Consider the following 23920-nt stretch of genomic DNA (forward strand, 5'->3'; position numbering starts at 1 on the left):
CGGCATTGTCACCAGTCTTCCTTGACCGCCAGCACCGCGTCGCGCGAGGCCGCCGCGCGCCCGGCCAGCCAGGCGGTGACGGTGCCGGCCGCCATCACCGCGGCGCACAGCGCGGCCAGGCGGCCCCAGGGCAGCAACAGGTCCATGGTCCAGTGGAAGCTCTGCGGGTTGACCACATGCACCAGCACCACCGCCACCGCGAGCCCGAGCCCCAGGCCCGCGGCCGCGCCGATGGCCGTCCACGCCGCGCCTTCGCCGGCCACCACCGCCAGCACCTGCGCCCGCGTGAAGCCCAGGTGCGCGAGCAGCCCGAACTCCTTGCGCCGCGCCAGCACCTGCGCGCTGAAGCTGGCCGCGATGCCGAACAGCCCGATCCCGATCGCCACCGCCTGGAGCCAATAGGTGACGGCGAAGCTGCGGTCGAAGATGCGCAGCGAGGTCGCGCGCAGCTGCCCGACGGAGGCGATCTCGACGGGCTCGGCCGTGCCGAGCTCGCGCGCGGCCAGGGCACGCACGGCCTGCTGGACCCGGGCTCCGTCTGCGCCCGGCGCCAGCCAGAGCGCGACATCGCTCACGCTGCGGTCGCCGGTGAGGCGCTCGAAGTCGTGCGCGTTCATGGTGATGGCGCCGAACTGCCGCACGTAGTCGCGCCACACGCCGGCCACGAAGAAGCGCGCACCGCCGCCGAAGGCACGCTCCAGCGGCTCGAAGCGGGTGCCGGGCCTGGCGCCGTAGAGCTCGACCATCGCCTCGCTCACGTAGACGCCGATCGCATCCGCGGGCACCGGCTGCGCCGCGCCCAGCAGCGGCAGCGAGCGCGACGCGTCTTCATCGAGGCTGCGCGATATCAGCGTGACCGAGGGCCGCGTCGGATCGAACAGCAGCGCGCGCGTGCGCAGCGTGCCGCTGCGCGCCACGCCCGGCAGCGCCGTCAGCGCCTGCACGAAGGCCGGCGTGAAGGCCGCCTGGTCGCCGCCGACCGAGCCGCCACCGCCGCCGCTCGCGCTGCGCACATAGAGATCGGCCGGCAGCACCACGTCGAGCCACTGCGTCACCGACTCGCGAAAGCTCGCCACCATCACCGTGAGCGCGACTGCCAGGCTGAGGCTCGCAACCACGCCGCTGACCGCGACCGCAGCGGTGGCGCGCATGCGCCGCGCGCGCTCGATCGCCAGCATCGGCAGCACCCGCCGCGCGAAGACCGGTGCCAGGCGGTCGTAGAGCAGCGCGATCAGCCAAGGCAGGGCCGCGATGCCGCCCACCAGCAGGAAGCCCACCGAGAGATACGCCGCGATCGGAATGCCGAAGACCGCCGGTGCCATGGCCAGCGCGATGCCGGCAGCGACCAGCAGCAGCGCCAGCTTGTGCGCGCCCCCTTGCGCATGCGCCGCGCCCAGGCCCTTCAGCGTCTGCGCCTCGGGCAGCGCCTGCGCCGCGCGCGCGGGCCACCAGCCGCCGACCGCCGCGGCCAGCAGGCCCAGGCCGCCGTAGAGCAGGGCCGGCCCCCACCGCCAGCGCAGCGTCGGCGCCACGCCCTCGAAGTAGCCGCCGCCGAGGTCGCCGCCCAGCACCCGCAGGCCGAAGGCGGCGAGCGCGGTGCCGAGCGCAAGCCCTGCAATGCTGCCGATCAGGCCCAGCGCCAGCGACTCGGCCAGCACCAGCCGCAGCCGCTCGCGTGGCGTGAGCCCGAGCACGCCCAGCAGCGCGAACTGCTGCGCGCGCTTGGCCACGCTCAAGGCCAGCACCGAGAACACCAGGAAGGCACCGGTGAACAGCGCCACCAGCGCCAGTACCGTGAGATTGACGCGGTAGGCCCGCGAGAGATTGCTTACGCGCTCGGCCGCGTCGCCGGGCTCGGCGATCTGGATGTTCGGGGGCCACCCCGGCGACTCGCGCAGCGCGCGCATGAAGGCCGTGCGGTCGGCGCCGGGCACGAGCCGCAGGTCGATGCGGGTGAGCTGTCCGCCGCGGCCGAACAGGTCCTGGGCCGCGCCGATGTCCATCACCGCCAGCGCGGCGCCGCCGGCCGCGACCTGGCCGGCGATGCGCAGCTCGCGCGTCTGCGCGCCGATGCGCAGCGGCAACCGGGTCGCGCCTTCGCCGAGCGCGTTGCGTGCGGCCGCGTTGAGGAACACCGTGTCCGGCGCCAGCAGCGCGAAGCGGTCGGCACCGTCCGCCGGCCGCGGCATCAGTGCGGGTGCGATCGTGGGCAGCACCAGCGCGTCGACGCCGAGCACGCGCAGCGGCAGCCGGCGCGCATCGGCGGCCAGCGCCACGGCCTGCGTTTCTAGCACCGGGCTGGCGAGCTGGACCTGCGGCATCTGCGCGACACGGCCGAACAGCGACTCGTCGAAGCCGCCCTGCGCGGCGCGCAGCTCGAGGTCGGGCTGGCCGTTGACCGAGCGCACCGCGCTGGAGAACTCGTCCAGTGCCGAGGCGTTGATCAGGTGCACCGAGAAGGCCAGCGCCACGCCGAGCATGACCGCGAGCACCGCCGCGGCGCTGCGCCAGGGGTGGTGGCGGAGTTCCTGCCAGGAGAAGGTGCGGAGGAGCGCGCGCATCTGCCGGCCATTGTCGGCGACAGCTTTGGCCCGCCGCAAACCTCGCAAATTGTCGCGAAATGCACTGCCGCTCGTGGCGCGCCAGCAACATCGCGGGCCTTCGAATCAAGCCGCTGGCTGTCCATGCACGCCTCACCCCCTCACCAGACTCTTCGCCGGCGCGCCGGCGGCTTCGCAGGCGAGCCGGCCGTACTGGCGGTCCTGCTCTTCACGCTGGCCTGGCTGTTCGACCTGGGCCTGCGCGATGCCTCCAGGGTGGCACTTGTGTTCATGTCCGGCGCCTGGCTGCTGATGTTCCTGCCACCGCCGGCGCGTCCGCGCGCCGTGGCCGAGAACCTGTGGCGCCTGGGCTTCGCGCTCGACCTGATGCTGCGCACCTGCTTGATGGACCTGTACCAGACCCGACCCGACTCGGCGCTGGTGATGGAGGCTGTCGGCAATACCTCGGCAGTGGAGGCGTGGGAGTTCATGCGGCACCACGCCGTGCGACTGGGCCTCTACCTCCTGCCAGGCCTCGGCTTCGCCGCTGTCGCACTGTGGTCGCGGCGCTGGCGTGGATGCATCGACGCGCACACCCCGCGGCGCGGCCGCCTTGCCATGCTCATGCTGCTGTTCGTGGCGCTGCACGTCAATCCCGCGCTGCGTGCCTCGAACCCCTTCGCGTCCTGGTGGACCCAGGCGTCGGGCTACATGGACTACCAGGCCCACATCCGGCTGCTCGCGGCCACGCGCGAGGCCTCGGCGCAGCGGGTGGCGGCACTCGACGTGCGGTACACCGGACCCGCGCGCAACACGCTGGCCTTCGTGATCGGCGAGAGCGTCAACCGCAACGACTGGAGCCTCTACGGCTACGACCGGCCCACCTCGCCGCTGCTGCAGCGCAGGGCCGGGGAACTGGTTGTCTTCCGTGACGTGCTCGCCGCGTATCCCGCCACCGTCGGCGCCGTCCAGATGATGCTGACCTGCAAGGACCGCCACAGCCCGCCCGCTGCCGAGCCGCTGTGCCCCAGCGTCACGCTGCTGGCGAAGGCCGTGGGCTACAAGACTTTCTGGATCTCCAACCAGCACGACCGGTACATCAACCAACGTTTCGCCCAGGAGGCCGACGTGCGGCAGCTCGAGAACACGGGCGGCGGGCGCGGCGACCGCAGCCTGGACGAGCGCCTGGGTCCGGCTTGGCAGGCCGCGCTGGACGATCCCGCGCCGCGCAAGCTGATCATCGTGCACCTGCTGGGCGCCCATCCGCACTATGAAAGCCGCCGGCCGGACGCGTTTGCCCGGTTCAACGGAATCGACGACGCGGTGTCGCGGCGCCTGCGGCAGGAAGGGCGCATGCCCTGGATCGTCGACCAGCGCAACGAGTACGACAACGCGCTGCTCTACCACGACCACGTGGTCTCCGGGCTGCTCGAGCAGTTCATACGCGTTTCCGGCGACGGACCCCGCAACTTTCTCTACACCTCGGACCATGGCCAGGAAGTGGGACACACGCGCAACTACGCCGGGCATACGGACGGGCCACCGGGCTATGAGGTCCCGATGTTGCTCTGGACCTCGACGCCGATGGAACGCGCCGAGCGGGACCAGCTTGCCGCGCGTGCCTACCAGAACGACCTGCTCGAGTGGACGCTGCTGGACCTGCTCGGCATCTCCATCAAGGGCGGGGAGCCCTGGCACTCGGTGGTGGGGCCGGCTTTCCGCGAGTCGCCGCGCGGGCTGGGCTGGGAGGGTAGCGCTACGGGCCTGCGCGGTGCCAAGTCCGGCCCGTAGCACGACCGCGATCGGCATCGAAGGAATCAGAGATCGAGAACGAGCTCCGGCGTCAGCGAACGCGAGACGCAAGTGCAGATCACCTTCCCCTCAGCCCGCTCTCGCGCGCTCAACGCATGGTCGCGGTGATCGGGCGTGCCCTCCAGCACGGCGGTCATGCACATGCCGCATTCGCCGCGCCTGCAGTCGTGGAGCGGGTCCACTCCGGCTTCGATCAGCGCGTCCAGGATGCTCTGGTTGGCGGCGACCTCCAGCGTGCGGCCGGAGGCGCGCAGCTCGAGGCGGATGGGACGGTCGTTGCTGAGCGCCACGGCGCCGTTGAAGCTCTCGTAGTGCACCCTGTCGGCCGGCCAGCCGTGCGCTGCCGCGCGCTCCAGCACACCGGCGATCAGCCCGCGCGGTCCGCAGACATACAGGTGGCGCGCCTCGCCCGGGTTCGCGAGGATTGCGTCCAGCGGCATGCCGCGCGAAGGATCGCCCTCGTCGCAGTACAGCGTGGCACCGGGCAGCGCGGCCGCTTCCTCGCGGTAGGCCATGCGCTGCGCGCTGCGCGCGGCGTAGTGCAGCTGCATCGGCTCGCCGCGCGCCGCCAGTGCCCGTGCCATGCAGAGGATGGGCGTGATGCCGATGCCGCCGGCGATCAGCAGGTGCTCGCGCGCGCCTTCGGCCAGGGGAAACTCGTTGGCCGGGCCCTCGGCGTCCAGCGTGTCGCCGATCGCGAGCGCATGCATGGCGGCCGAGCCACCGCTGCCGGCGGGCTCGCGCAGCACCGCGATCTCGTAGCGCTCGCGCTCTTCGGGCGCGCCCACCAGCGAATACTCGCGCACTGTTGCATGCCCGCCGGGCAGCATGAGCTTGAACTTCACATGTGCGCCCGGCGCGAAGGCCGGCAGCGGGCCGCCATCGGCGTGGCGCAGCTCGATGCGGCGGATGTCCTGGGCTGCGGGCTCGGCCCGCGTCACGGAGAGTTTCATGGTGCGTTTGCCAGGATGGGGTGAAGGCTCGCAGCAGCGGCCAGCAACTCGCGCTCGCGTTGCGGATGGCCGACCAGTTGCACGCCGATCGGCAGGCCCTGCGGCCCGTGCAGTCCGGGCACGTTGACACAGGGCAGGCCAAGCAGGGTCCAGACGCGGCTGAACACCGGGTCGCCCGTGGCGGCCAGGCCGGCCGGCGCCTCGCCTGGCGCGGCGGGCACCAGAAGGGCGTCGAGGCCCTGCATCAGCGTGCCGAGCGTGCGGCGGCCTTCGCCGGCCTGCGCCAGGGCCTGCCGGTAGTCGGCCTCGCTGCAGTCCCGGCCGCTCTGCAGCAAACCGTGCAGGGCGGCACTGAGCTGTTGGGGATACAGCCGCCATTCGACGTCGAGCTGGCGCGCGGCCTCGTAGGCCATCACGGTCTTCTGCGCATTCAGCAGACCCGCCGCGGCAGCGGGCAGGGCGATGTCGCGCAGGCCGGCGCCGGCCGCGCCCGCGAGCCTCACGGCCTGCTCGAAGACGGCGACGCCGCCGGCATCGGCCGCCGGCCACTCGTGGGTGCGACACACGCCGAGGCGCAGCGTATCCGGCGCGGGCGGCTGCAGCGGCTCGAAGGGCGTGCCGCTCATTGCGCAGCGCATCAGCTCCAGGTCTTCCGCGCTGCGCGCCAGCCAGCCGAGCGTGTCCAGCGAGGGCGAGAAGGGCTTGATGCCGTCCAGGCTGGCGACGCCGAACCCGGGCTTGAGCGCGAACACGCCGCAGTACGAAGCCGGACGGATCAGCGAGCCCGCGGTCTGCGTGCCGAAGGCAATCGGCACCATGCCGGCGGCCACCGCGGCGGCGGAGCCGCTGGAGGAGCCGCCCGGCGTGTGCGCCGGGTTGCGCGGATTGGCGGTGGGGCCGGGCTGGAAATAGGCGAACTCGGTGGTCACGGTCTTGCCCATCACGACCGCGCCGGCCGCGCGCGCCGCGGCAACGCAGTGCGCGTCCGCGGCGGGGCGGAAGCCCTCGTAGATTGGCGAGCCGTAGCGCGTGGGCAAGTCCGCGGTAGCGATGATGTCCTTGACGCCCAGCGGCACGCCGCCGAGCAGGCCGGGGAGGCCGCGAGCATCGAGGGCGCGCGCGGCGGCCAGTGCGCCTTCGGCATCGAGGTGCTGCCAGGCATGGATCTGCGGCTCGCGCTCTGCGATGCGTTCGAGCGCGGCGCGGGCCACGGCCTCGGCGCTCAGTTCGCCGCGCGCCAAGGCCTGCCGCAGCGCGACGGCCGTCATGTCAATATAAGCCGTGTTGCTCATGCCAGTACTCCCGAGTTGCGCAGTGCCGCGATCTCTTCGTCGCTGCGGCCGAGGATGTCGCGCAGCAGCGCATCGCCGTGCTCGCCCACCATCGGCTCGCGCACCGCCTCGGCCGTGCCCCCGCTGGCGAAGCGGGCCGGCTGCGGCACGATGCCGACCTGCCCGAACACCGGGTGCGGCACGCGCGTCTCGAGCCCGCGTGCGCGCGCCTGCTCCGAAGCCATGGCCTGGCCGAGGTCGTGCACCGGGCCGGCCGGGATGTCGTGGGCCTGGCAGCGCGCCACCGCCTCGTCGACGGTGAGCGTGCAGAACCACTCGGCGATCAGCGCACGCAGCTCGGCCTGGTGGGCGCGGCGTGCGGCGCCCTGGGCAAATCGCGGGTCGGCGGCCAGCTCGGGCCGGCCCATCGCCGCGCACAGCTGCGCGAACAGGGCGTCGGTGGGCACGACGATGGTCAGGTGGCCGTCGCGCGCGGCGAAGCAGTCGACCGGCACCGTCACCGGGTGGCGGCTGCCCACGCGCTGCGGGGCGCTTCCCGTGGCCTGCAGCTGGGCCAGGCCGGTCATCTGCAGCGACATCATGGCGTCGAACATCGCCAGGTCGATGGTCTCGCCGGTGCCGGTGCGCGTGCGGGCCTGCAGGGCAGCCAGCACGGCCCAGGAGCCGAAGAGGCCGGTCCACAGGTCGCTGATCGATTCGCCAGTGGCGGTGGGCGGGCCGGCAGGATCGCCGGTCAGCGACATCAGTCCCGACATGCCCTGGATGATCAGGTCGTACGCCGGCAGCCCCGTGGCCGGGCCCTGCTGGCCGAATCCCGAGATGCTCAGGTAGACCAGCCTCGGGTTGATGGCTCGCAGCGTGTCCGCATCGACGTGCAGCCGCTTCGCCACGCCAGGGCGGAAGTTCTCCACCACCACGTCGGCCGTGGCCGCGAGCGCCGCCACGATGGACTGCGCGCGTTCGTCGCGCAGGTTCAGCGCCAGGCTTTTCTTGTTGCGGTTGATGAGCGAGAAATAAACGCTGCGGCCTTCGAGGAAGGGGCCGAAGTGGCGCGCGTCGTCGCCGGCCGGCGCCTCGATCTTGATCACCTCGGCGCCCAGGTCCGCGAGCAGCGCGGTGCAGTACGGCCCCGAGAGCACGCGCGACAGGTCGATCACGCGCAGGCCCGTCAACAGTCCCATGGATGTGTCTCCTTTGAATTCAAAGCGAAGGCAATCGCAGGCCATGCCGGGCCGCGGTCTCGATGGCGATCGGGTAGCCCGCATCGGCATGGCGCATCACGCCGGTGGCCGGATCATTCCACAGCAGCGTCTCGATGCGCCGCGCGGCGTCGGCCGAGCCATCGGCCACCACGGCCATGCCGGCATGGGTGGAGTAGCCGATGCCCACGCCGCCGCCGTTGTGCACGCTGACCCACGAGGCGCCGCAGGCGGAGCTCAGCAGCGCGTTGAGGATCGGCCAGTCGGCCACCGCGTCGGAGCCATCGAGCATGCCCTCGGTCTCGCGGTTGGGGCTGGCAACCGAGCCCGAGTCCATGTGGTCGCGGCTGATGGCCACCGGTGCCGAGAGTTCGCCGCTGGCGACCATCTCGTTGATGGCGAGGCCCGCGCGATGACGCTCGCCCAGGCCGAGCCAGCAGATGCGCGCAGGCAGGCCCTGGAAGCGCACATGCTCGCGCGCCAGCGACAACCAGCGCTGCAGCGGCCTGTCATCGGGGAAGAGCTGAGCGAGGCGTGCATCGGTCTTGTAGATGTCCTCCGGGTCGCCCGAGAGCGCGACCCAGCGGAACGGCCCCTTGCCGCTGCAGAACAGCGGACGCACGTAGGCCACGACGAAAGAGGGGAACTCGAAGGCCCGCGCCAAGCCACCGTCGAAGGCGACCTGGCGGATGTTGTTGCCGTAGTCGAAGACCGGGATGCCCATGTCCTTGAAGGCCAGCATGGCTTCGACATGCGTCACGATCGAATCGCGCGCCGCCGCCTCCACCGCGGCCGGGTCGGCGGCACGCTGTTCGTTCCATCGCTGCTCGCTCCAGCCCGCGGGCACGTAGCCGTTGCGCAGGTCGTGCGCCGCGGTCTGGTCGGTCACCACGTCGGGCCGCATGCCGCCTGCCTGCGCGCGGCGCACGAGCGCGGGCAGCACCTCGGCGGCATTGCCCAGCAGGCCGACCGAGAGGCCGATGCGGCGTTCCCTGGCGTCGGCGACGAGCGCCAGCGCCTCTTCCAGGTCGCGCGCCTGCCGGTCGAGGTAGCCGGTGCGCAGCCGCATGTCGATGCGGCTCTGCCGCGCCTCGACCACCAGCACCGCGGCGCCGGCCAGGCGCCCGGCCAGCGGCTGCGAGCCGCCCATGCCGCCCAGGCCCGCGGTCAGCAGCCAGCGGCCGGCCAGCTCGCCGCCGAAGTGCTGGCGCGCGACTTCGCAGTAGGTCTCGTAGGTGCCCTGCACCGTGCCCTGGCTGCCGATGTAGAACCAGGAGCCGGCAGTCATCTGGCCGTACATCATCAAGCCCTGGCGCTCGAGCGTGTTGAAGTGCTGCGCCGTGGACCAGTGCGGCACGAGGTTGGCATTCGCGATCAGCACGCGCGGCGCGCCCGCGTGCGTGCGGAACACACCCACCGGCTTGCCCGACTGGACCAGCAGCGTCTCGTCCGGCCGCAACTGTTCGAGGCTGGAGACGATGCGCTCGTAGGCCTCCCAGTTGCGCGCCGCCTTGCCGATGCCGCCGTAGACCACCAGCTCCTCGGGCCGCTCGGCCACCTCGGCGTCCAGGTTGTTCATGAGCATGCGCAGGGCGCCCTCGATGCTCCAGTCGGCGGTGTTCAGGCGGGTACCGCGCGGGGCGCGCACCGGGTGGGGCCCTGCGGGTGTCGATCGTTCGTTCATGGCATGTCTCCCGAGGAGTCGGCCAGCAGCACGCTCTTGCCGACCGTGCCGCGCGCCGCCAGGTCGCGCAGCGCCAGCGGGAGTTCCGCGAAGGGGTAGCTGCGCCCCGGCGCGATGCGGATCGCGCCGCGCGCATGCAGGTCCAGCAGCGCATCGACGGCGCGCTGCACCTGCGCGAGGCTCCAGTCGTGCGACCAGTAGACACCCAGCGCCGATAGGTTCTTCAGCAGCAGGCGGTTGGCGGGGATCTGAGGGATCTGCCCGCTCGAGAAGCCCACCAGCAGCAGCCGCCCGTTGCGCGCGATGCAGCGCAGGCTCTGCAGGGTGGCGTCGCCGCCCACGGTGTCGACCACCACGTCGGCGCCGCCGTGCTCGCGCACGATGTCGGTCCAGGGGTCTTCCATGCTGACGACCTCGTCGGCGCCCGCGGCGCGGCAGGCCTCGAACTTGGAACGGTTTCCCACCAGCGCGATCGAGCGTGCGCCGGCCGCGCGCACCAGCTGCAGGCAGGCCAGGCCCACCCCGCCGGCCGCGGCGTGCACCAGCACCGTTTCGCCCGGCTGCAGCCGGGCGCGCTCGTGCAGCGCGATCCACGCCGTGGGCCACACCACCGGCAGCGTCGCGGCCGCGGCGTCGTCCAGGCCCTCGGGCAGGCGGATCGCCATCGTCTCGCGCACCGCGGCATAGTCGGCGAAGCCGCCCCATTCCACCTTGCTGGCGATGCGCTCGCCCACGCGCAGCGTGCTGCCCGGCGGCGCCTCGACCACGCGGCCGGCGATCTCCTGCCCGGGCGAGAAGGGCGGCGGCGGCTTCACCTGGTACTGGCCCTTGAGCATCAGCAGGTCGGAAAAATTGAGCGCGGCTGCCGTGACCTGCACCAGCACTTCGCCGGCATGGGGCACGGGGCGCGGCACCTCGAGGCGCTGGACCGCAGCGATGCCGGTGGGCTGGTCCACCAGCCAGGCTTTCATCGTTGGCGTGTTCATGAGAGAGAGGAAGAGACGTGGAGGACTTCGGCCATGAGCGGCTGGCACTGGAACCAGCCGAAGTCCGAGGTGCCGACCTGGCGCGCGATGTCGCGCGCCTGCTCGGCCGGGAGGGTATGCAGCGACCCGGCGGCCTCGGCCAGCAGCTGGATGCGGCAGCAGCGGTCCATCAGCACGAACCACCAGAGCGCCTCGTCCACCGTGTGCCCGACCGTCAGCAGGCCGTGGTTGCGCAGGATGGCGGCCTTGTGCCGTGCCAGCGTGGCGGCGATGCGCTGGCCCTCGGCCATGCCGAGCACCAGGCCCATCGGCTCCTCGAAGACGACGTGGTCCTCGAAGAAGGCGCACACGTCCTGGTTGATCGGCGCCAGCGGCCGCCCCAGCGCGGCCCATGCGGTGCCGTGTACCGGATGGCCGTGCGCGGCGCACATCACCTCGGGCCGTGCGCGGTGGATTTCCGCATGGATCGCGAAGGCCGCCGCGTTGATCGGCGCGCCCTTCACCACCTGGCCGTCGTGCCGCACCAGCGAGAGGGCGTCGGCCCGCATCGTGGCATAGGGCAAGCCGAAAGGGTTGACCCAGAAGTGGTCGGGCATCATCGGATCGCGCACGCTCACATGGCCTGCCACGCCGACGTTCAGGCCATGCCGCGCGAGCAGGCGAAAGCCCGCGGCCAGGCGTGTCTTGACGTGCCTGCGATGCGTCTGCGCATCCTCGAAGCTCGGCGGCCTGCCGGCGGGCTCGAATGCGATGGGGTTGATGTCCGTCACGCGCGGTCCCCGTGGCAGCTCGGACTAGAATGAATTTTCCCCACCGTCCCGGAAGCGCAGTGCCCTCTGTACAAGGCGATCGAACGGCAGGCGAGGGCAGCACGGAGATCCGCGCGCCCGACTTCTCGCTGCGCCAGCTCTCCTACTTCGTCGCGGTCGCGCGCCATCAGTCGCTGCACAAGGCGGCCGACGCGCTGCATGTGTCGGCCCCCGCGGTCTCCGCCGCCATCGCGCACCTCGAGGCCACGCTCAACGTCCAGCTGTTCCAGCGCCGGCACGCGCGCGGCCTGGTGCTGACCGAGGCCGGCAGTGCCTTCGCCGTGGAGTGCCGCAACCTGCTGCAGCAGGCCTGGGAGCTCGGCTCCGGGCGGCTGATGGACCACCACGAGATCCAGGGCCACGTGCACCTGGCGTGCCTCTTCTCCTTCGCGCCCTTCGTCATCCCGCCGCTGATGCGCCAGTTCGCCGATCGCTTTTCGAAGGCCCGGATGTTCTGGCACGAGGGCCATCACGAATACCTGCTCGAAGGTTTGCAGACCGGTGCCTTCGACCTGGCGCTGATGTACGACTTCGAGGTGCCCTCGGGCATCGAGTGCATCGTGCTGCGGCCCGCGCCGCTGCAGGTCGTGCTGCCGGCGGGCCATCCGCTGCTGCGCAGGTCGAAGCTTACGGTCCGCGAGCTCGCGACCGAGCCGCTGATCCTGCTGGACCTGCCGCGCACGCGCAACTACATGCTGTCGGCCTTCAGCGCCGACGGCGTGGCGCCGCGCATCGCGCACCGCGTCTACTCGATGACCATGCTGCTGGGGCTGGTTGCCAACGGCCATGGCTTCTCGCTCCTGAACTTCTGCCCGCCCAACACCCATTCGCGCGAGCTGGAGTCCACGCTGCGCACGCCGAACCTGGTGCTGGCGCATTCGCATCGCTATCGCTTCACGCGTGCCGCCGCGGCGGTGGTGGAGATCGTCACCACGCTGGTCGACGACCTGGCGTTCACCGCCAGCTGAGTCCGCGTCAGGGCGCATCGCCGGCTCCCTACTGGGCCGAGGCAAGTTCGAACTTGCCCGCCTTCACCGTCAGCATGACCACGCTCTCGGGCTTGGTGCCGAAGTGGTCGTCGGGCGCGTAGGCGTAGAGCGCCGTCACGCCGACATGGTTCTTCGTGGCTTCGATCGCATCGCGCACGGCGACCGGGTCGGTGCCGGCCTTGCGGATCGCCTCCATCAGCAGCATCGCGGCGTCGTAGCCGTTGCCGGCGAAGGTGGCGGGCAGCTTGCCGTACTTCTTCTCGAAATCGCGCACGAAGCGCTCCACCACCGGCTTCTGCGTGTCGCCGGCAGGTAGTGAACTGGTCACGTAGAGCTTCGACGAGGGCAGCAGCACGCCGTTGGCCGAATCGCCGGCCAGGCGCAGGTAGTTGAAGTCGTTGGCCGAGTGCGCAAGGTACAGCGGTGTCTTGATGCCCAGGGCGCGGTGGTTCTTGGTCGAGATCGCGAGGCCCGGGCCGGTGGCCCACACCACCGTGGCCTGGGCGTCGGAGCCGCGGATCTTGGTCAGCTGCGGCGAGATGTCGGTGTCGGAATTGCCGAAGGTTTCCTTCCCGACGATCTGCACGCCATACTCGCCCGCCAGCTTCTCCAGCGAATCTCGCCCGCTGGTGCCGAAGGCCACGTCGGAATTCAGGATGGCGATCTTCTTGATGCCCTTGGCCTGCATGTCTTTGAGCATCGCGGTCTGCACCACCACGTCGGTCAGCGGCGCGAGGAAGGAGAACTTCTTCTGCTCGGGCGGCAGCACGATGCCGCGCGAGGCACCGTTGGCGATCATCGGCACCTTGGCCTTCTCGATGGTGTCGACCACCGCGAAGGAGGAGCCGCTGCTCATCGGGCCGACGATCGCGACCACCTTCTCCTGCTCGATCAGCCGCTTGGCGCCCGACACCGTCTTGGTGTTGTCGCTCTCGGAGTTGACGTTGATGAACTGCACCTTGCGGCCGTTGATGCCGCCTGCCGCGTTCACCTGCTCGACCGCGAGCATGGCGCCGTCGAGGCCGGGCTGGCCCAGCGAGGCGACGAAGCCCGAGGTTTCGAGCAGGCCGCCGATCTTGATGTCCTGCGCGTGGACGCCGGCGGAGACGAGCAGGGCGAAGGCAAGGGCTGTGAAGCGTTTCATGGTGGGTTCCTTCAGGTTGCAAATCAGTGAATGTCGAGATCGGCGAGCGCGTGCTCGAAGTGCGCGGCCGAGGCCTGCCAGATGCCGCCGCCGATGCGGCCGCGCTGGCCCCGTGCGTCCAGCACGCCGAGCGCCACGACCGGCGTCTTGCCCGTGTCGGCCACGGCGCGCGCCGAGAGGCCGCAGCGCGCATTCGATGCGGCGAAGGCCGGGTGCACGTCCCACAGCAGCGCGCGCGCGAGCTGCTCGGGCGGCTCGGGCAGCCAGGCGCCGAGCACCTGCTGCTGCAGCGGCGCATGGGCGAAGGCCATGGCACCGAGGCCGAAGGCTTCGACCAGCGCGCTGTCGCCGATCGCGGGCAGCCGGTCGGATTCGGCGATGCCGTCCTCGAGCTTGCCCACCGGCGGCGAGGATGCGGCCGTGTACCAGCGGCCCGGCCGGCCTGCCAGCTGCAGGCCCATGTGCACGCCGTTGCCGCCCATGGCGGTGACGAAGGCGCTGCCGGGCACACCCTCGGCGGCGCCCAGCATGCACTTGACGGCGGCCATCCAGAGGTTGAGGAAGAAGCTCGGCGAGGTCGACAGGAACTGCTGCGCCTCACCGGCGGGCAGGGCCAAGGCCTGCAGCAGCAGGGCCGTGGCGGCCTGCGTGCGCCCGTGGCAGTCGTCGCCATCGGCCAGCGCCTGGTCGGCGATCGGCAGCAGGTCGATGCCGCGCCGGCACGCGGCGCGGATGGCGTCGGCGAAGGGGCCGTTGAGCCAGCGCAGGTGTGTCACAACCTCGGGGCCGGGCAGCCCCAGGCGCAGGGCCGGGCCGCTGCCGCCATTGAGCGGCGCATAAGCAGGCCCGGCCGTGCCCGCGGCATCGTGCACCACCTGCACCTGTTGTGAAGGGGAGAGCACAGAGGCCAGTGGTACGGCGCAGCGGTGGTCCTGCGCGGGTGCGAGGCGGACCTCGCCGGCCGACAGCATCGCGAGCGCCTGCGGGCGGTCCTCGGCCCAGCCTTCGAACACGAGGGCCGCGGCGGCCGAGTTCGCGACCGGGGCCGGTACGGCGGCCGCACTCTCGAAGGCCGGGCCGGCGTGCAGCACGGTGCGCTCCGGGAAGTCGATGGCCTCGCCGGCACGCTGCAGGTCCACCAGCCGCGGGCGCACCCGCGTGATGGCATCGAAGGCGAGGGCGTCTGCTTGCGTCCTCATGCCACCGCCACCATCGGGTCGTTCGCCGCCGCCGGATCTTCGCCGCCCCAGCCGAGGTAGGCCTGCGTGATGTCCGGCCGCTCCAGCAGCTCGCGGCTGCTGCCCTGGGCCACGAGCCGGCCGTTGACCAGGATGTAGGCGCGGTCCGCCACCTGCAGCGCCGAGCGTGCGTTCTGCTCCACCATCAGCACGGTCACGCCCAGCTGCGTGAGGCGCGGCAGCGACTCCAGGATCTCGCGCGAGACCTGCGGCGCGAGGCCGAAGGAAGGCTCGTCCAGCATCAGCAGCCTGGGCCGGTTCATGAGTGCGCGGCCGATCGCGAGCATCTGGCCCTCGCCGCCCGAGAGCGTGCCGGCCTGCTGGTGCAGCCGCTCGCGCAGCCGCGGGAAGAAGCGCAGCACTTCCTCCAGCACCTCGTCCATCTCGGCGGCGGCGCGGCCCATGGGCCACAGCAGGTTCATCAGCCCGGCCTTGCGCACCTGCGCATAGCGCCCGACCAGCAGGTTGTCGCGCACGCTCAGCGCGGGGAACAGGGCGCGGCCCTCGGGCGCGAGGCTGATGCCGAGGCCGGCGCGCGCCTCCAGCGGCACGCCCGCGAGATCGGCTCCGTTGAAATGCAGCCGGCCGGCGGCCAGCGGCTCTGCGCCGGCGATGGCCTTCAGCAGGGTCGACTTGCCCGCGCCGTTGGCGCCGATCAGCGCGACGATCTCGCCCTGGCGCACCTCCAGGCTGACCTGGTCCAGCGCCGTGAGGCCGTCGTAGCGCACGCCGAGCCCGTCGATGCCGAGCAGCTGCGGCGCGATCGAGGCGGTGGCGGCCGGCCGCACCGTGGCGGCCACGTCGGTGTTGCCGAGGTAGGCCTCGATCACGGCAGGGTCGGCGCGCACGTCGTCCGGCAGGCCGCGCGCGATCATGCGGCCATGGTCGAGCACCACCATGCGCTCGGCCAGCCGGCCCACGAAGCCGAGGTCGTGCTCGACGAAGACCACCGTGGTGCCGCGCTGGCGGATGCGCAGGATCACCTCGACCAGCAGGTTCTTCTCCACCGTGTTGAGGCCGGCGCCGGGCTCGTCGAGGATCAGCAGCTCGGCGCCCGTGGCCAGCGCGCGCGCCACCGCGAGCAGGCGCTGCTGGCCGGCCGTCAGCTTGGAAGCCGGCGCGTCGGCGAGGTGGTCCAGCCCGACCACCTGCAACTGCCGCAGGGCCTCTTCGCGCAGCTGCTTCTGCACGCGCGCGGCGCGGCCGATGCCGACCAGCCCGTCGAGCACGCCGCTGTGCGTGCGCGCCACGCCGGCCGCCATCACGTTCTCGCGCACCGACAGGCCGCGCAGGACCTCGGCACCCTGGAAGGTGCGCGCCAGGCCGCGGCGGTTGACCTGCTCGGGCGGCAGGTGGTCGATGCGCTCGCCCTTGAAGTGCACCTCGCCGCTGTTCGCGGGCACCGCGCCCGAGATCACGTTCAGCATGGTGGACTTGCCCGCGCCGTTGGGGCCGATGAGGGCGAGGATCTCGCCCCGGACCACGTCGAAGGACACGGTGTCGAGCGCCTGCAGGCCGCCGAAGCGGCGGCTCACCGCACGCACGTCCAGGAGGATTTCTTTCGCGCTCATTGGAATACCTTCGCCTCCGGCTTCGGTGCTATTCGCCTTCGGAGCGGCAGTGCGGCTCATGCAGCCGACTCCTTGCGCGCAGGCACGAAGCGCCTGTACAGGTCGATCAGCCCGGCCAGCAGCCCGCGTGGGCAATAGATCATCACCACCACCAGCAGCACGCCGTAGATCACCACGTCGTAGCGCCCGAAGGGCTTGAGCAGCTCGCTGATCAGCACCACGAAGAACACGCCGAAGAGCACGCTCCAGATGCTGGCGAAGCCGCCCAGCGCCACGATCAGCAGCAGCCGGATCGAGAAGCCGACGTCGAAGGGCCCGGGGCTGATGTAGCCCAGCCAGTGCGCATAGAGCGCGCCGCCCAGCCCGGCGTAGGCGCCGCTGAGCGCCATGATCTGCCGCTTGAGCCGCGCGCTCGCGATGCCGATGGAGCCGGCCACCGGTTCGCTCTCGGCCACCACGCGCATGGTCAAGCCGGCCGGCGACTGCACGAGGTTGCCCGCCAGCAGCATGCCCGCGAGGCAGGCCAGCCAGGCGAGCGGGTAGATGGCCATGTCGGAGCTCAGCGCGAAGCCGGCAATGGCGAACGGCTTGATGTCGGAGAGCCCGTCCTGCCCGCCGGTCACGGAGCGCCACTCGACGAAGCCGACGTGCACGATGATGCCGAAGGCCAGCGTGGCCATCGCGAGGTGATGGCCGCGCAGGCGGAACACCAGCCAGCCGATGCCCCAGGCCACCAGCGTCGAGAGCGCGGTGGCGAGCACCAGCCCCAACCACGGATCGAGGCCCAGCGACTTGGTGGCCACCGCCGACGCATAGGCGCCCAGGCCCACGAAGGCCGCATGGCCGAGCGAGATCTGCCCGGTGTAGCCCATCAGCAGCGACAGGCCCAGGGCGGGCAGCGCGAACAGCGCCGCCACCACGAAGAGGTTGGTCAGGTAGGCATTGCCCACCGCGTAGACGGCGGCCAGGAAGGCGGCCAGGAGCAGCAGCTTTTTCATCGCTTCACCGTGCCGAGTTCGCCGAGCAGTCCGCCCGGGCGCAGGAAGAGGAAGACCAGCAGCATGACGAACGCGATCGCATTCTTGAAGCCCGAGCTCAGGTAGCCGGTGGCGAAGGCCTCGAGCAGCCCGAGCACCAGCCCACCCAGCGCAGCGCCGATCGGATTGCCGAAGCCGCCGATGATGCAGGCCACGAAGCCCTTGATGCCGAGCGAGATGCCGCTGTCGTATTGCATCAGTGCGATCGGGGCGACGATCACGCCCGCGATGGCGCCCGTCAGGCCCGACAGCAGGAAACCGATGCCGCGCATCGCGCCGGTGGGGATGCCCATCAGGCCGGCGGCGCGAGGGTCCATGGCGCACGCGCGGTAGGCCTTGCCGAGGTAGGTGCGCGTGTAGAACACGTAGAGCGCCACCATCAGCAGCGCCGCGCTGCCCAGGATCCAGAAGGCCTGCGGCGGCACCGTCACGCCGCCGAGGCTGATCGGCTGCTCGCCCGAGAAGGCGGGCAGCGGCTGCGCGTCGGTGCCCCAGACGATCACCGCGACGCCCTGGAAGGCGACGCCGACGCCGATCGTGATGATGATGCCGCGCATCACGTCCGGGCCCGCGGGCCGGATCGCCACGCGCTCCATCACGACGCCGAGCAGGCCGACCAGCAGCACCGAGGCGCCGATGGCCACCGGCAGCGGAGCGCCGAAGCCCAGCAAGCCGACTGCGCCGAGCGCGCCGAGCATCGATGCGTCGCCCTGCGCGAAGTTGACGATGCCGGTGACGTTGTAGACCGCCGTGTAGCCGATGGCGATCAGGCCGTAGATGCAGCCCACCACCAGGCCGGAGGCCAGGTACTGGAAGAACTCGGTCATGCCGAAGTTCCCGAGGGCGCGACCTGCATCCACGACTCGGAGAAGGCGAGGAAGGCGGTGCTCTTCTTCGTGTCGGCGAAGTCGCGGATCGCGATGCGGCCCTTCAGCGGCTTGCCGTTGATGGTGACCTCGGCCTCCGAGGCGTCGATGAACAGGCTGTACATCTGGTGCTCCTTGGTCGGCCCCTTCTCGGCCGGCATGTCGACCGCGTAGGGCTGGCCCAGGCCGCCCCAGGTCATCACCACCTCGAAGCCGTCGGACTTCACGATCTCCTGGTAGCGCGAGCGCGTGTCGCCGGCGCGCTGGACCTCGGTGGCCGCGAGGTAGCTGATGGCGCCGATGCCCGGCGAGACGCGGAAGGAGGCGAAGCGCGAGAAGAACTTGTCGACCAGGAAGCGCGCGAGCGCCTCGTTGTCGCTGATGCAGAAGTTGTGCACCTCGGGCAGGCCGCGGGCCTCGCCGGGCTGGTCGAGCACCAGCACGCCGCTGCCCATGCCGTAGGGCGAATAGACCACGCGGAAGAAGGTGGCCAGGCCGGTCCAGGGGCCGTCCTGCGTCTCCTTCAGGTAGATGCCGGGGTTCTCGCCGGTCCAGTCGACGCGGCCGGGGTGGATGGGGGATGGCATGGAAGGACTCTCCTCGGATGACGACGTGGTTGTGATTTCGAAAGGCCTCTTCAGGCCACGGTCTCGCGCTGGCGCTCGGCGAACTCGCGGATCAGCGTGCGCACTTGCTGCAGCCGGTCGGGCTGTTCGTGGTGCGGCCCCTTGACGACGATGTCGGTGATGGCCTTGCCCACGGCGCGCAGCAGCGCACCGTCGGCCTCGCGGTCATCGCCGCGCGCGGGCACCGGCACGACCGTGTCGTGCGTGTAGGTGGGGATCAGGCCTGCGCTGCGCACCGGCGAGAGCGTGGGCTCGCCGCCCTCGGCCACGCGGCGGATCTGGCGGCGCAGGAGCTGGCGCAGCATGGCGACGCCGCGGTCGCAGCGCGTGAGATTCTCCAGCGCGTGGATGGCGATCGGGCGCTGCGAGATCTGCGCGTCGTAGTCGCCGGGGATGCGTTGGCGCTCTTCGTAGGGGCGATTGCCGCCCTGGCCGAAGAAGTCCACCGACTCGGCGCCGCACCGGCTTTCGTCGGCCAGGCCGCGCGGATCGGCATCGGGATGGAAGTGGCGCCAGCCGATGATGCGGCAGGTGGTGTCGTCCACCGGCGTGGTCCAGCGCGTGATGGCGACACGCGCGAACTCCTTCGGGGTCGAGCCGTCTTCCCACACATGGCCCACCTGCGCCAGGTTGGGCAGCAGGATGTCGTTGGAGCGCACCCAGACGTTGTCGCCCCAACGGCGCGTGGTCACGTAGATCATGCCGGCGGGCGTAGGCACGAAGTCCATCTCCGGCAGCTCGCCCCAGGCATCGGCGAAGTGCGAGAAGCTGATGCGCGTGTGCAGGAACACGGCGTGCGCCGGGTCCATCACGTTCTCGTGCACCTGCAGCCAGTTGCAGGGGTAGGTGATGTAGTAGGGCACCAGGCGGTCGCCCGGATGCTCGTAGGAGTCGTAGATCGGGAACTCGGGCTTGAGCGCGGGCGGGCCGAAGTAGCCGAAGATCAGGCCCTTGTACTCGTGCACCGGATAGGCGCCGTGGCATAGGCTGTGGCGCAGGGTGGACTCGGGCGGGTCGCCGGGCGTCTCGAGGATGGTGCCGTCGACGCCGAAGAGCCAGCCGTGGTAGCAGCAGCGCAGGCCGTTCTCTTCGCAGATGCCGAATTCGAGCGAGGTGCCGCGGTGGCTGCAATGCGGCTCCAGCAGGCCGAGCTGGCCGTTCTTCGCGCGGAACAGCACCAGCGTCTCGCCGAACATGCGCACCTTCATCGGCAGCTCGCCGACTTCGGAGGACAGCGCCACCGGCTGCCAGAAGCGGCGCAGGTATTCGCCGGCCGGCGAGCCGCGCTCGACGCGGGTGAGCTCCGCATCTTCGGACGGCGTCTGTTCGCGCTCGTAGGCCGAATAGGGTTTGATCAGCAAGACCTTGTTGGACATCCTTGACTCCGTGCAATGGCCCGTGGGACGGGCGATGCGGTGGATCGTAGGGAGGGTCGGTGGTCTGGACAATTCACATGATCGCTGAGGAAGCTTCAGTTTTTCCGAACGTCAGGGGTTACCCGCACCACGATGAGTTGCGGTGAACCAAAGAGGGGGAGGGCGCCTCGCGGCGGTGCCTCGGGCTCTCCTGCGGATTCGCGTTCGACAAGTCAGAGGCATTGCGCGCCGCGGAAGGCGGTCTGCGGCCCGGGCTCCTACTGGGGCGGTCGGCGCTTCGCGCCGACTCCGTTGCGGTGCTCGCCTGGGGGCGGCGCCGCAGAACTCGCTGCGCGCCCTGCGGGCGCTGCGCTCAGACAGCTGCGGCGAGTCAGTTCACGAAGCGCGGCTGTCCTTCGGCAGGCGCGCCCGCCCCCAGGCTGCGCTCCTCACCGCCCCAGAAGTCGCCCGGGCCGCAGACCACCTTCCGCGGAGGACACGTCGGGGGTGCGCTACCGCCCGCAACGAGCGCCGGGTGCTTTTCTAGATACCGGCACATCGTCTCTCGCAAAGGTGCCTGCGGGTGTGCGGGGCGGCGTGCCTCTGTGGCGCCGAGAAGCGCAGTGCAGCCGGCCGGCACGCCTGCCGAAGGACAGGCGTGCTTCGTAATCTGACTTGCCGCGGCTGTTTGAGCAGAGTGAACGAAGTGAACGTCGCGAGTTCCGCGGCAGGCCGGCTGCGCGAGCATCGCAGGGGAGTCGGCGCGAAGCGACGACCGCCACAGTGGCACGCCGCCCCGCACACCCGCAGGCGCCTTTGCAGCGCGCAGACTCGAATCACCGGACTGCGCTTCCCGCGTTCGATCGCGGACAAATATCAGGCGGCCTTCGCGCGCTCCGGCGCGAACATCGTCTCCATCTCGTGGCGCAATTGCCAAGCGTGCGTCGAGGTGTCCATCGCCACGTCGGCCCAGCAAAGGCTCTGCCCCTTCTTCACCGGCCGCACCAGCTTCACGTTGTGCGCGAGCCCGAGCGGCAATCCACCGAGCCGCGTCGAGCGCTCGGCCGGCAGCAGCTTGCCCCACACGGTGTAGCCGCCTTCGCCGTCGAGCGTTTCACCGGCGGCGAGGTCGCGCTTGGCGGTGGCCACCACGTCGGCGTTCCAGCACGTCGCCACGCCGGTGGGCTCGCCGCGCAGCGCCACGCTCGCCACCGAGACGCCGACCTCCAGGCCGATCAGGTGCCACCGCTTGTAGAGCGTGAAGTAGCGCCCGCTCGGATCGGTGTGGGCGTTGTATTCCTCGAAGCAATTCTTGATGTACTCGGTCTCGGCCTCGACCGTGACCCACACGCCCATGCGGATGTCGTAGGGAATGCGGCGGCCGTCGGCCTCCAGCGATGAGACCACCTCCACCATGCCCTTGCGCTCGAGCACGCCGCCCTCGCTCCTCGGCCGCGTGACGAAGGGGATGTCCTCCACGCTGGCCGGCGGGTAGAGCAGGCCGTCCGAGGGTACGCCCAGGCCGGTCGCATTGGCCACCGCCGCGCTCTCGATCGAAGGCTTGGACCCATCGAGGAAGCTGTTGAACATCTTGGGGTTGAGCCCGCCGCGCTTCGCCTGCTCGGGCGTGAGGCCGTAGTGGCCCCACACCGTCTCGGGCGTCGACTCGCTGAAATGCGGCAGCCACTTGTGGCCGCGCCCGGCCGCCACCACCGGGAAGCCGCAGGTACGCGCCCAGTCGACCAGGTCGCAGATCAGCGCCGGCTGGTCGCCGAAAGCCAACGAATACACCACGCCGGCCTGCTGCGCGCGTCGCGCCAGCAGCGGGCCGCAGAAGGCGTCGGCCTCCACCGTCACGTTGACCACGTGCTTGCCGTGCGCGAAGGCGTCGAGGCAGTGCTCGACCGCGGCCACGGGATTGCCGGTGCACTCGACCACGATGTCGATGGAAGGCTCGCGGGTCACGGCCTGCCAGTCCTCGGTGATCCAGGTGGTGCCGTTGCTTAGCGCTTCCTGCGCCGAGCGGGCCGCTGCACGCCCGGGCACCCAGCCCACGCGTTCGAGGTTCGTGCGCGCCGCATCGGGCGACAGGTCGGCGATGGCCACCAGTTGCACGCCCGGCGTGCGCGGGATCTGCGCCAGGTACATCGCACCGAACTTGCCGGCGCCGATCAGGCCGATGCGCACCGGCTTGTTCTCGGCGGCGCGCTGCTGGAGTCGTTGATGCAGGCTCATCGCTCAGGCCTCCACGGTGTCGATGTTTTCCAGCGAGGTGCGAAGCGCGCTCTCGGGCAGGCCGTCCTTCCACGGCGTCTCGACCGGGCAGGGGTTCAGCAGGCAGTCGTCGGGCAGCAGCGCAATCGGTGTGAAGTCGCGGTGCGCGATGTACTCGGGCCGCTTGAAGCGCCGGATGTGGTTGCTGACCGCGCACAGGCTCAGGTACACCGCCACCCGGTTGAACGGCGAGAGGTTGCTTCCCGAGGCATGCACCAGGCAGCTGTGGAACAGGATCATCGAGCCGGCCGGACCCTTGGGCGCGACGATGCCCCCGTGCTTTCCGCCGGCGCGATCCACCAATTGCCCGATCAGTGCGTGGTCGATGGTCCACAGCGGATAGCTCGTGGTCGTGAGGTCGTGCTGTGCCTCGATCACGCCCTTGCGATGGCTGCCGGGGATGAACATGAGCGGCCCGTTGAACTCGCTCACGTCGTCGAGGAAGATCGCCACGTTCATCGCGCGCTCGGTCGGCATCAGGTCGTCGTTGAGCCAGGTGCCGTAGTCCTGGTGCCACTGCCAGACGTCACCCTCGAAGGCCATCTTGCCGTTGATCTTGAACTGGTGCATGTAGACCTCTTCGTCGAAGAGGTCCATCACCGGGCCCACCATGCGCGGATGGCGCGCCAGCCGGGCGAAGGGCTCGCTGATCAGGTGGGCTGCGAAATTCGTGCGCACCGCGTCCGAGCCCTTCTCGCGCACGTTGAAGGCCTCGCGCCGGCTGTAGAGCGCGGGCACCGCGTCGGTCAGCACTTTGGTCTCCTCGGGAGAGAAGTGACCGGGGAAGAAGAGGTAGCCGTCGCGCTCGAACTGCGCGCGCTGCTCGGGGGTGAGTCTCATGCGGTGTCTCCGTGGGTGGCGTTGGCGGAAAGACGTTCGGCCAGGCGCGCGCCCAATGTCTGGGCGGCCTGCGTGACATGCGCGTCGCAGAGGTGTGCAGCCCGGTCGGCATTGCCGGCCGCGATGGCCTTCGCGATGGCTTCGTGCTCGTCCCACAGCGACTCGCGCTGCGGCACGGACTGCAGCACCGCGCCCATCGCGCGGCGCAGATGGCGCCAGTGCTGGTCGGCGCTCTGCGCGATCAGCGGGTTTCCGGAGGCGGCGTAGATGGCGTGATGGAAGGCGGCATCGGCCTCGATCATGGCTTCCACGCTGCGGCCGCGCGCGGCACGGCGGCCGCGTTCTATCAGCTTCGGGTCGATGCGATGGCGCTGCGCTGCGGCGAGCCGCGCTGCCAGCACGTCGAGCGCACCGCGCACCTGGTAGACCTTGTGCATCCACTCGACGTCCAGCGGCGCCACCAGCAGGCCGCGGCCGGGCGCGTCGAGCACGAAGCCGTCCTTCTTCAGCAGGCGCAGCGCCTGCAGCACCGGCTGGCGCGAGACGGCGAGGCGCCGGGCCAGGTCTTCCTGCGTGATGCGCTCGCCGGGCGCCAGCGAGCCGCTGCTGATGGCGTCGTGCAGGGCGCGGTAGACCTGGTCGACGAGGTCGGGGGCGGCGGCGATCTGGAGCAGCTGGGCAGGCATGAGGTCGATTCTGAACTCT

General features: G+C 70.8%; 19 protein-coding genes. 2 read left to right on the plus strand and 17 right to left on the minus strand.

Features of this window, described 5'->3' with window-relative positions; all coding sequences use genetic code 11:
* Positions 1-8: 8 nt before the first annotated feature.
* Positions 9-2561, minus strand: a complete 2553-nt coding sequence (locus tag E5P3_RS13955) for an FtsX-like permease family protein (protein ID WP_162586529.1) — start codon at positions 2559-2561, stop codon at positions 9-11.
* A gap of 123 nt (positions 2562-2684) precedes the next feature.
* Between E5P3_RS13955 and E5P3_RS13960 the strand changes: the two genes are divergently transcribed.
* Positions 2685-4331: a phosphoethanolamine transferase gene (locus E5P3_RS13960; protein WP_162586530.1), complete on the plus strand. Its 1647-nt coding sequence runs from the start codon at positions 2685-2687 to the stop codon at positions 4329-4331.
* A 26-nt stretch (positions 4332-4357) separates the two neighbouring features.
* Here the strand turns inward: E5P3_RS13960 and E5P3_RS13965 are convergent, their stop codons facing one another.
* Genes E5P3_RS13965 through E5P3_RS13990 form a run of 6 tightly spaced genes read right to left on the minus strand, consistent with a single transcriptional unit; the run spans position 4358 to position 11236 of the window.
* Complete coding sequence (locus E5P3_RS13965; RefSeq protein WP_162586531.1) at positions 4358-5305, minus strand: PDR/VanB family oxidoreductase; 948 nt, start codon at positions 5303-5305, stop codon at positions 4358-4360.
* Complete coding sequence (locus E5P3_RS13970; protein WP_162586532.1) at positions 5302-6597, minus strand: amidase; 1296 nt, start codon at positions 6595-6597, stop codon at positions 5302-5304. The genes E5P3_RS13965 and E5P3_RS13970 overlap by 4 nt, the downstream gene beginning before the upstream one ends.
* Entirely contained in the window at positions 6594-7778 is a 1185-nt protein-coding gene (locus E5P3_RS13975; RefSeq protein ID WP_162586533.1) for a CaiB/BaiF CoA transferase family protein, read from the minus strand. Before E5P3_RS13975 ends, E5P3_RS13970 begins: the two co-directional genes overlap by 4 nt.
* A gap of 19 nt (positions 7779-7797) precedes the next feature.
* Positions 7798-9480: a urocanate hydratase gene (hutU, locus tag E5P3_RS13980; RefSeq protein ID WP_162586534.1), complete on the minus strand. Its 1683-nt coding sequence runs from the start codon at positions 9478-9480 to the stop codon at positions 7798-7800.
* On the minus strand, positions 9477-10451 hold the full coding sequence (locus E5P3_RS13985) for an NADPH:quinone oxidoreductase family protein (RefSeq protein ID WP_162586535.1): 975 nt from the start codon (positions 10449-10451) through the stop codon (positions 9477-9479). Before E5P3_RS13985 ends, hutU begins: the two co-directional genes overlap by 4 nt.
* Before the next feature lie 11 nt (positions 10452-10462).
* Entirely contained in the window at positions 10463-11236 is a 774-nt protein-coding gene (locus E5P3_RS13990; RefSeq protein WP_197893965.1) for a class II aldolase/adducin family protein, read from the minus strand.
* Between the two features lie 59 nt (positions 11237-11295).
* Here E5P3_RS13990 and E5P3_RS13995 point away from each other — a divergent pair, with 59 nt between their 5' ends.
* The gene (locus E5P3_RS13995; RefSeq protein WP_232073133.1) at positions 11296-12243 is read left to right on the plus strand and encodes a LysR family transcriptional regulator; all 948 of its coding nucleotides are present in this window, start codon (positions 11296-11298) and stop codon (positions 12241-12243) included.
* Between the two features lie 28 nt (positions 12244-12271).
* On the opposite strand, the gene E5P3_RS14000 is transcribed toward E5P3_RS13995, so the two are convergent.
* The 10 genes from E5P3_RS14000 to E5P3_RS14045 all read right to left on the minus strand — a co-directional run bounded on the left by E5P3_RS14000 (position 12272) and on the right by E5P3_RS14045 (position 23901).
* Complete coding sequence (locus tag E5P3_RS14000; protein ID WP_162586536.1) at positions 12272-13408, minus strand: ABC transporter substrate-binding protein; 1137 nt, start codon at positions 13406-13408, stop codon at positions 12272-12274.
* Between the two features lie 23 nt (positions 13409-13431).
* Positions 13432-14607, minus strand: coding sequence for a DUF1116 domain-containing protein (locus tag E5P3_RS14005; RefSeq protein WP_162586537.1), 1176 nt, complete (start codon positions 14605-14607; stop codon positions 13432-13434).
* Entirely contained in the window at positions 14604-16217 is a 1614-nt protein-coding gene (locus E5P3_RS14010) for an ATP-binding cassette domain-containing protein (protein WP_162586538.1), read from the minus strand. The genes E5P3_RS14005 and E5P3_RS14010 overlap by 4 nt, the downstream gene beginning before the upstream one ends.
* Before the next feature lie 56 nt (positions 16218-16273).
* Positions 16274-17215: a branched-chain amino acid ABC transporter permease gene (locus E5P3_RS14015; protein WP_162586539.1), complete on the minus strand. Its 942-nt coding sequence runs from the start codon at positions 17213-17215 to the stop codon at positions 16274-16276.
* Complete coding sequence (locus E5P3_RS14020) at positions 17212-18081, minus strand: branched-chain amino acid ABC transporter permease (protein ID WP_162586540.1); 870 nt, start codon at positions 18079-18081, stop codon at positions 17212-17214. The genes E5P3_RS14015 and E5P3_RS14020 overlap by 4 nt, the downstream gene beginning before the upstream one ends.
* Entirely contained in the window at positions 18078-18707 is a 630-nt protein-coding gene (locus tag E5P3_RS14025) for a hypothetical protein (RefSeq protein WP_162586541.1), read from the minus strand. The genes E5P3_RS14020 and E5P3_RS14025 overlap by 4 nt, the downstream gene beginning before the upstream one ends.
* Positions 18708-18757: 50 nt before the next feature.
* Complete coding sequence (locus E5P3_RS14030) at positions 18758-20122, minus strand: aromatic ring-hydroxylating dioxygenase subunit alpha (protein ID WP_162586542.1); 1365 nt, start codon at positions 20120-20122, stop codon at positions 18758-18760.
* An 855-nt stretch (positions 20123-20977) separates the two neighbouring features.
* Positions 20978-22336, minus strand: coding sequence for an NAD(P)H-dependent oxidoreductase (locus E5P3_RS14035; RefSeq protein WP_162586543.1), 1359 nt, complete (start codon positions 22334-22336; stop codon positions 20978-20980).
* Positions 22337-22339: 3 nt separating this feature from the next.
* Positions 22340-23215 carry a phytanoyl-CoA dioxygenase family protein gene (locus tag E5P3_RS14040; protein WP_162586544.1) on the minus strand — a complete coding sequence of 292 codons (876 nt, stop codon included), beginning with the start codon at positions 23213-23215 and terminating at the stop codon, positions 22340-22342.
* Entirely contained in the window at positions 23212-23901 is a 690-nt protein-coding gene (locus E5P3_RS14045; protein ID WP_162586545.1) for a GntR family transcriptional regulator, read from the minus strand. The genes E5P3_RS14040 and E5P3_RS14045 overlap by 4 nt, the downstream gene beginning before the upstream one ends.
* Positions 23902-23920 lie beyond the last annotated feature (19 nt).

This window comes from Variovorax sp. RA8, from assembly GCF_901827175.1.
In the GTDB taxonomy this organism is placed as follows: domain Bacteria; phylum Pseudomonadota; class Gammaproteobacteria; order Burkholderiales; family Burkholderiaceae_C; genus Variovorax.

Excerpts from the sequence above, each read along its gene's own strand:
- E5P3_RS13955 (WP_162586529.1), bottom strand. The coding sequence starts at position 2,561 with ATGCGCGCGCTCCTCCGCACCTTCTCCTGGCAGGAACTCCGCCACCAC.
- E5P3_RS13960 (WP_162586530.1), top strand. The coding sequence starts at position 2,685 with ATGCACGCCTCACCCCCTCACCAGACTCTTCGCCGGCGCGCCGGCGGC.
- E5P3_RS13965 (WP_162586531.1), bottom strand. The coding sequence starts at position 5,305 with ATGAAACTCTCCGTGACGCGGGCCGAGCCCGCAGCCCAGGACATCCGC.
- E5P3_RS13970 (WP_162586532.1), bottom strand. The coding sequence starts at position 6,597 with ATGAGCAACACGGCTTATATTGACATGACGGCCGTCGCGCTGCGGCAG.
- E5P3_RS13975 (WP_162586533.1), bottom strand. The coding sequence starts at position 7,778 with ATGGGACTGTTGACGGGCCTGCGCGTGATCGACCTGTCGCGCGTGCTC.
- hutU (WP_162586534.1), bottom strand. The coding sequence starts at position 9,480 with ATGAACGAACGATCGACACCCGCAGGGCCCCACCCGGTGCGCGCCCCG.
- E5P3_RS13985 (WP_162586535.1), bottom strand. The coding sequence starts at position 10,451 with ATGAAAGCCTGGCTGGTGGACCAGCCCACCGGCATCGCTGCGGTCCAG.
- E5P3_RS14000 (WP_162586536.1), bottom strand. The coding sequence starts at position 13,408 with ATGAAACGCTTCACAGCCCTTGCCTTCGCCCTGCTCGTCTCCGCCGGC.
- E5P3_RS14005 (WP_162586537.1), bottom strand. The coding sequence starts at position 14,607 with ATGAGGACGCAAGCAGACGCCCTCGCCTTCGATGCCATCACGCGGGTG.
- E5P3_RS14010 (WP_162586538.1), bottom strand. The coding sequence starts at position 16,217 with ATGAGCGCGAAAGAAATCCTCCTGGACGTGCGTGCGGTGAGCCGCCGC.
- E5P3_RS14015 (WP_162586539.1), bottom strand. The coding sequence starts at position 17,215 with ATGAAAAAGCTGCTGCTCCTGGCCGCCTTCCTGGCCGCCGTCTACGCG.
- E5P3_RS14020 (WP_162586540.1), bottom strand. The coding sequence starts at position 18,081 with ATGACCGAGTTCTTCCAGTACCTGGCCTCCGGCCTGGTGGTGGGCTGC.
- E5P3_RS14025 (WP_162586541.1), bottom strand. The coding sequence starts at position 18,707 with ATGCCATCCCCCATCCACCCCGGCCGCGTCGACTGGACCGGCGAGAAC.
- E5P3_RS14030 (WP_162586542.1), bottom strand. The coding sequence starts at position 20,122 with ATGTCCAACAAGGTCTTGCTGATCAAACCCTATTCGGCCTACGAGCGC.
- E5P3_RS14035 (WP_162586543.1), bottom strand. The coding sequence starts at position 22,336 with ATGAGCCTGCATCAACGACTCCAGCAGCGCGCCGCCGAGAACAAGCCG.
- E5P3_RS14040 (WP_162586544.1), bottom strand. The coding sequence starts at position 23,215 with ATGAGACTCACCCCCGAGCAGCGCGCGCAGTTCGAGCGCGACGGCTAC.
- E5P3_RS14045 (WP_162586545.1), bottom strand. The coding sequence starts at position 23,901 with ATGCCTGCCCAGCTGCTCCAGATCGCCGCCGCCCCCGACCTCGTCGAC.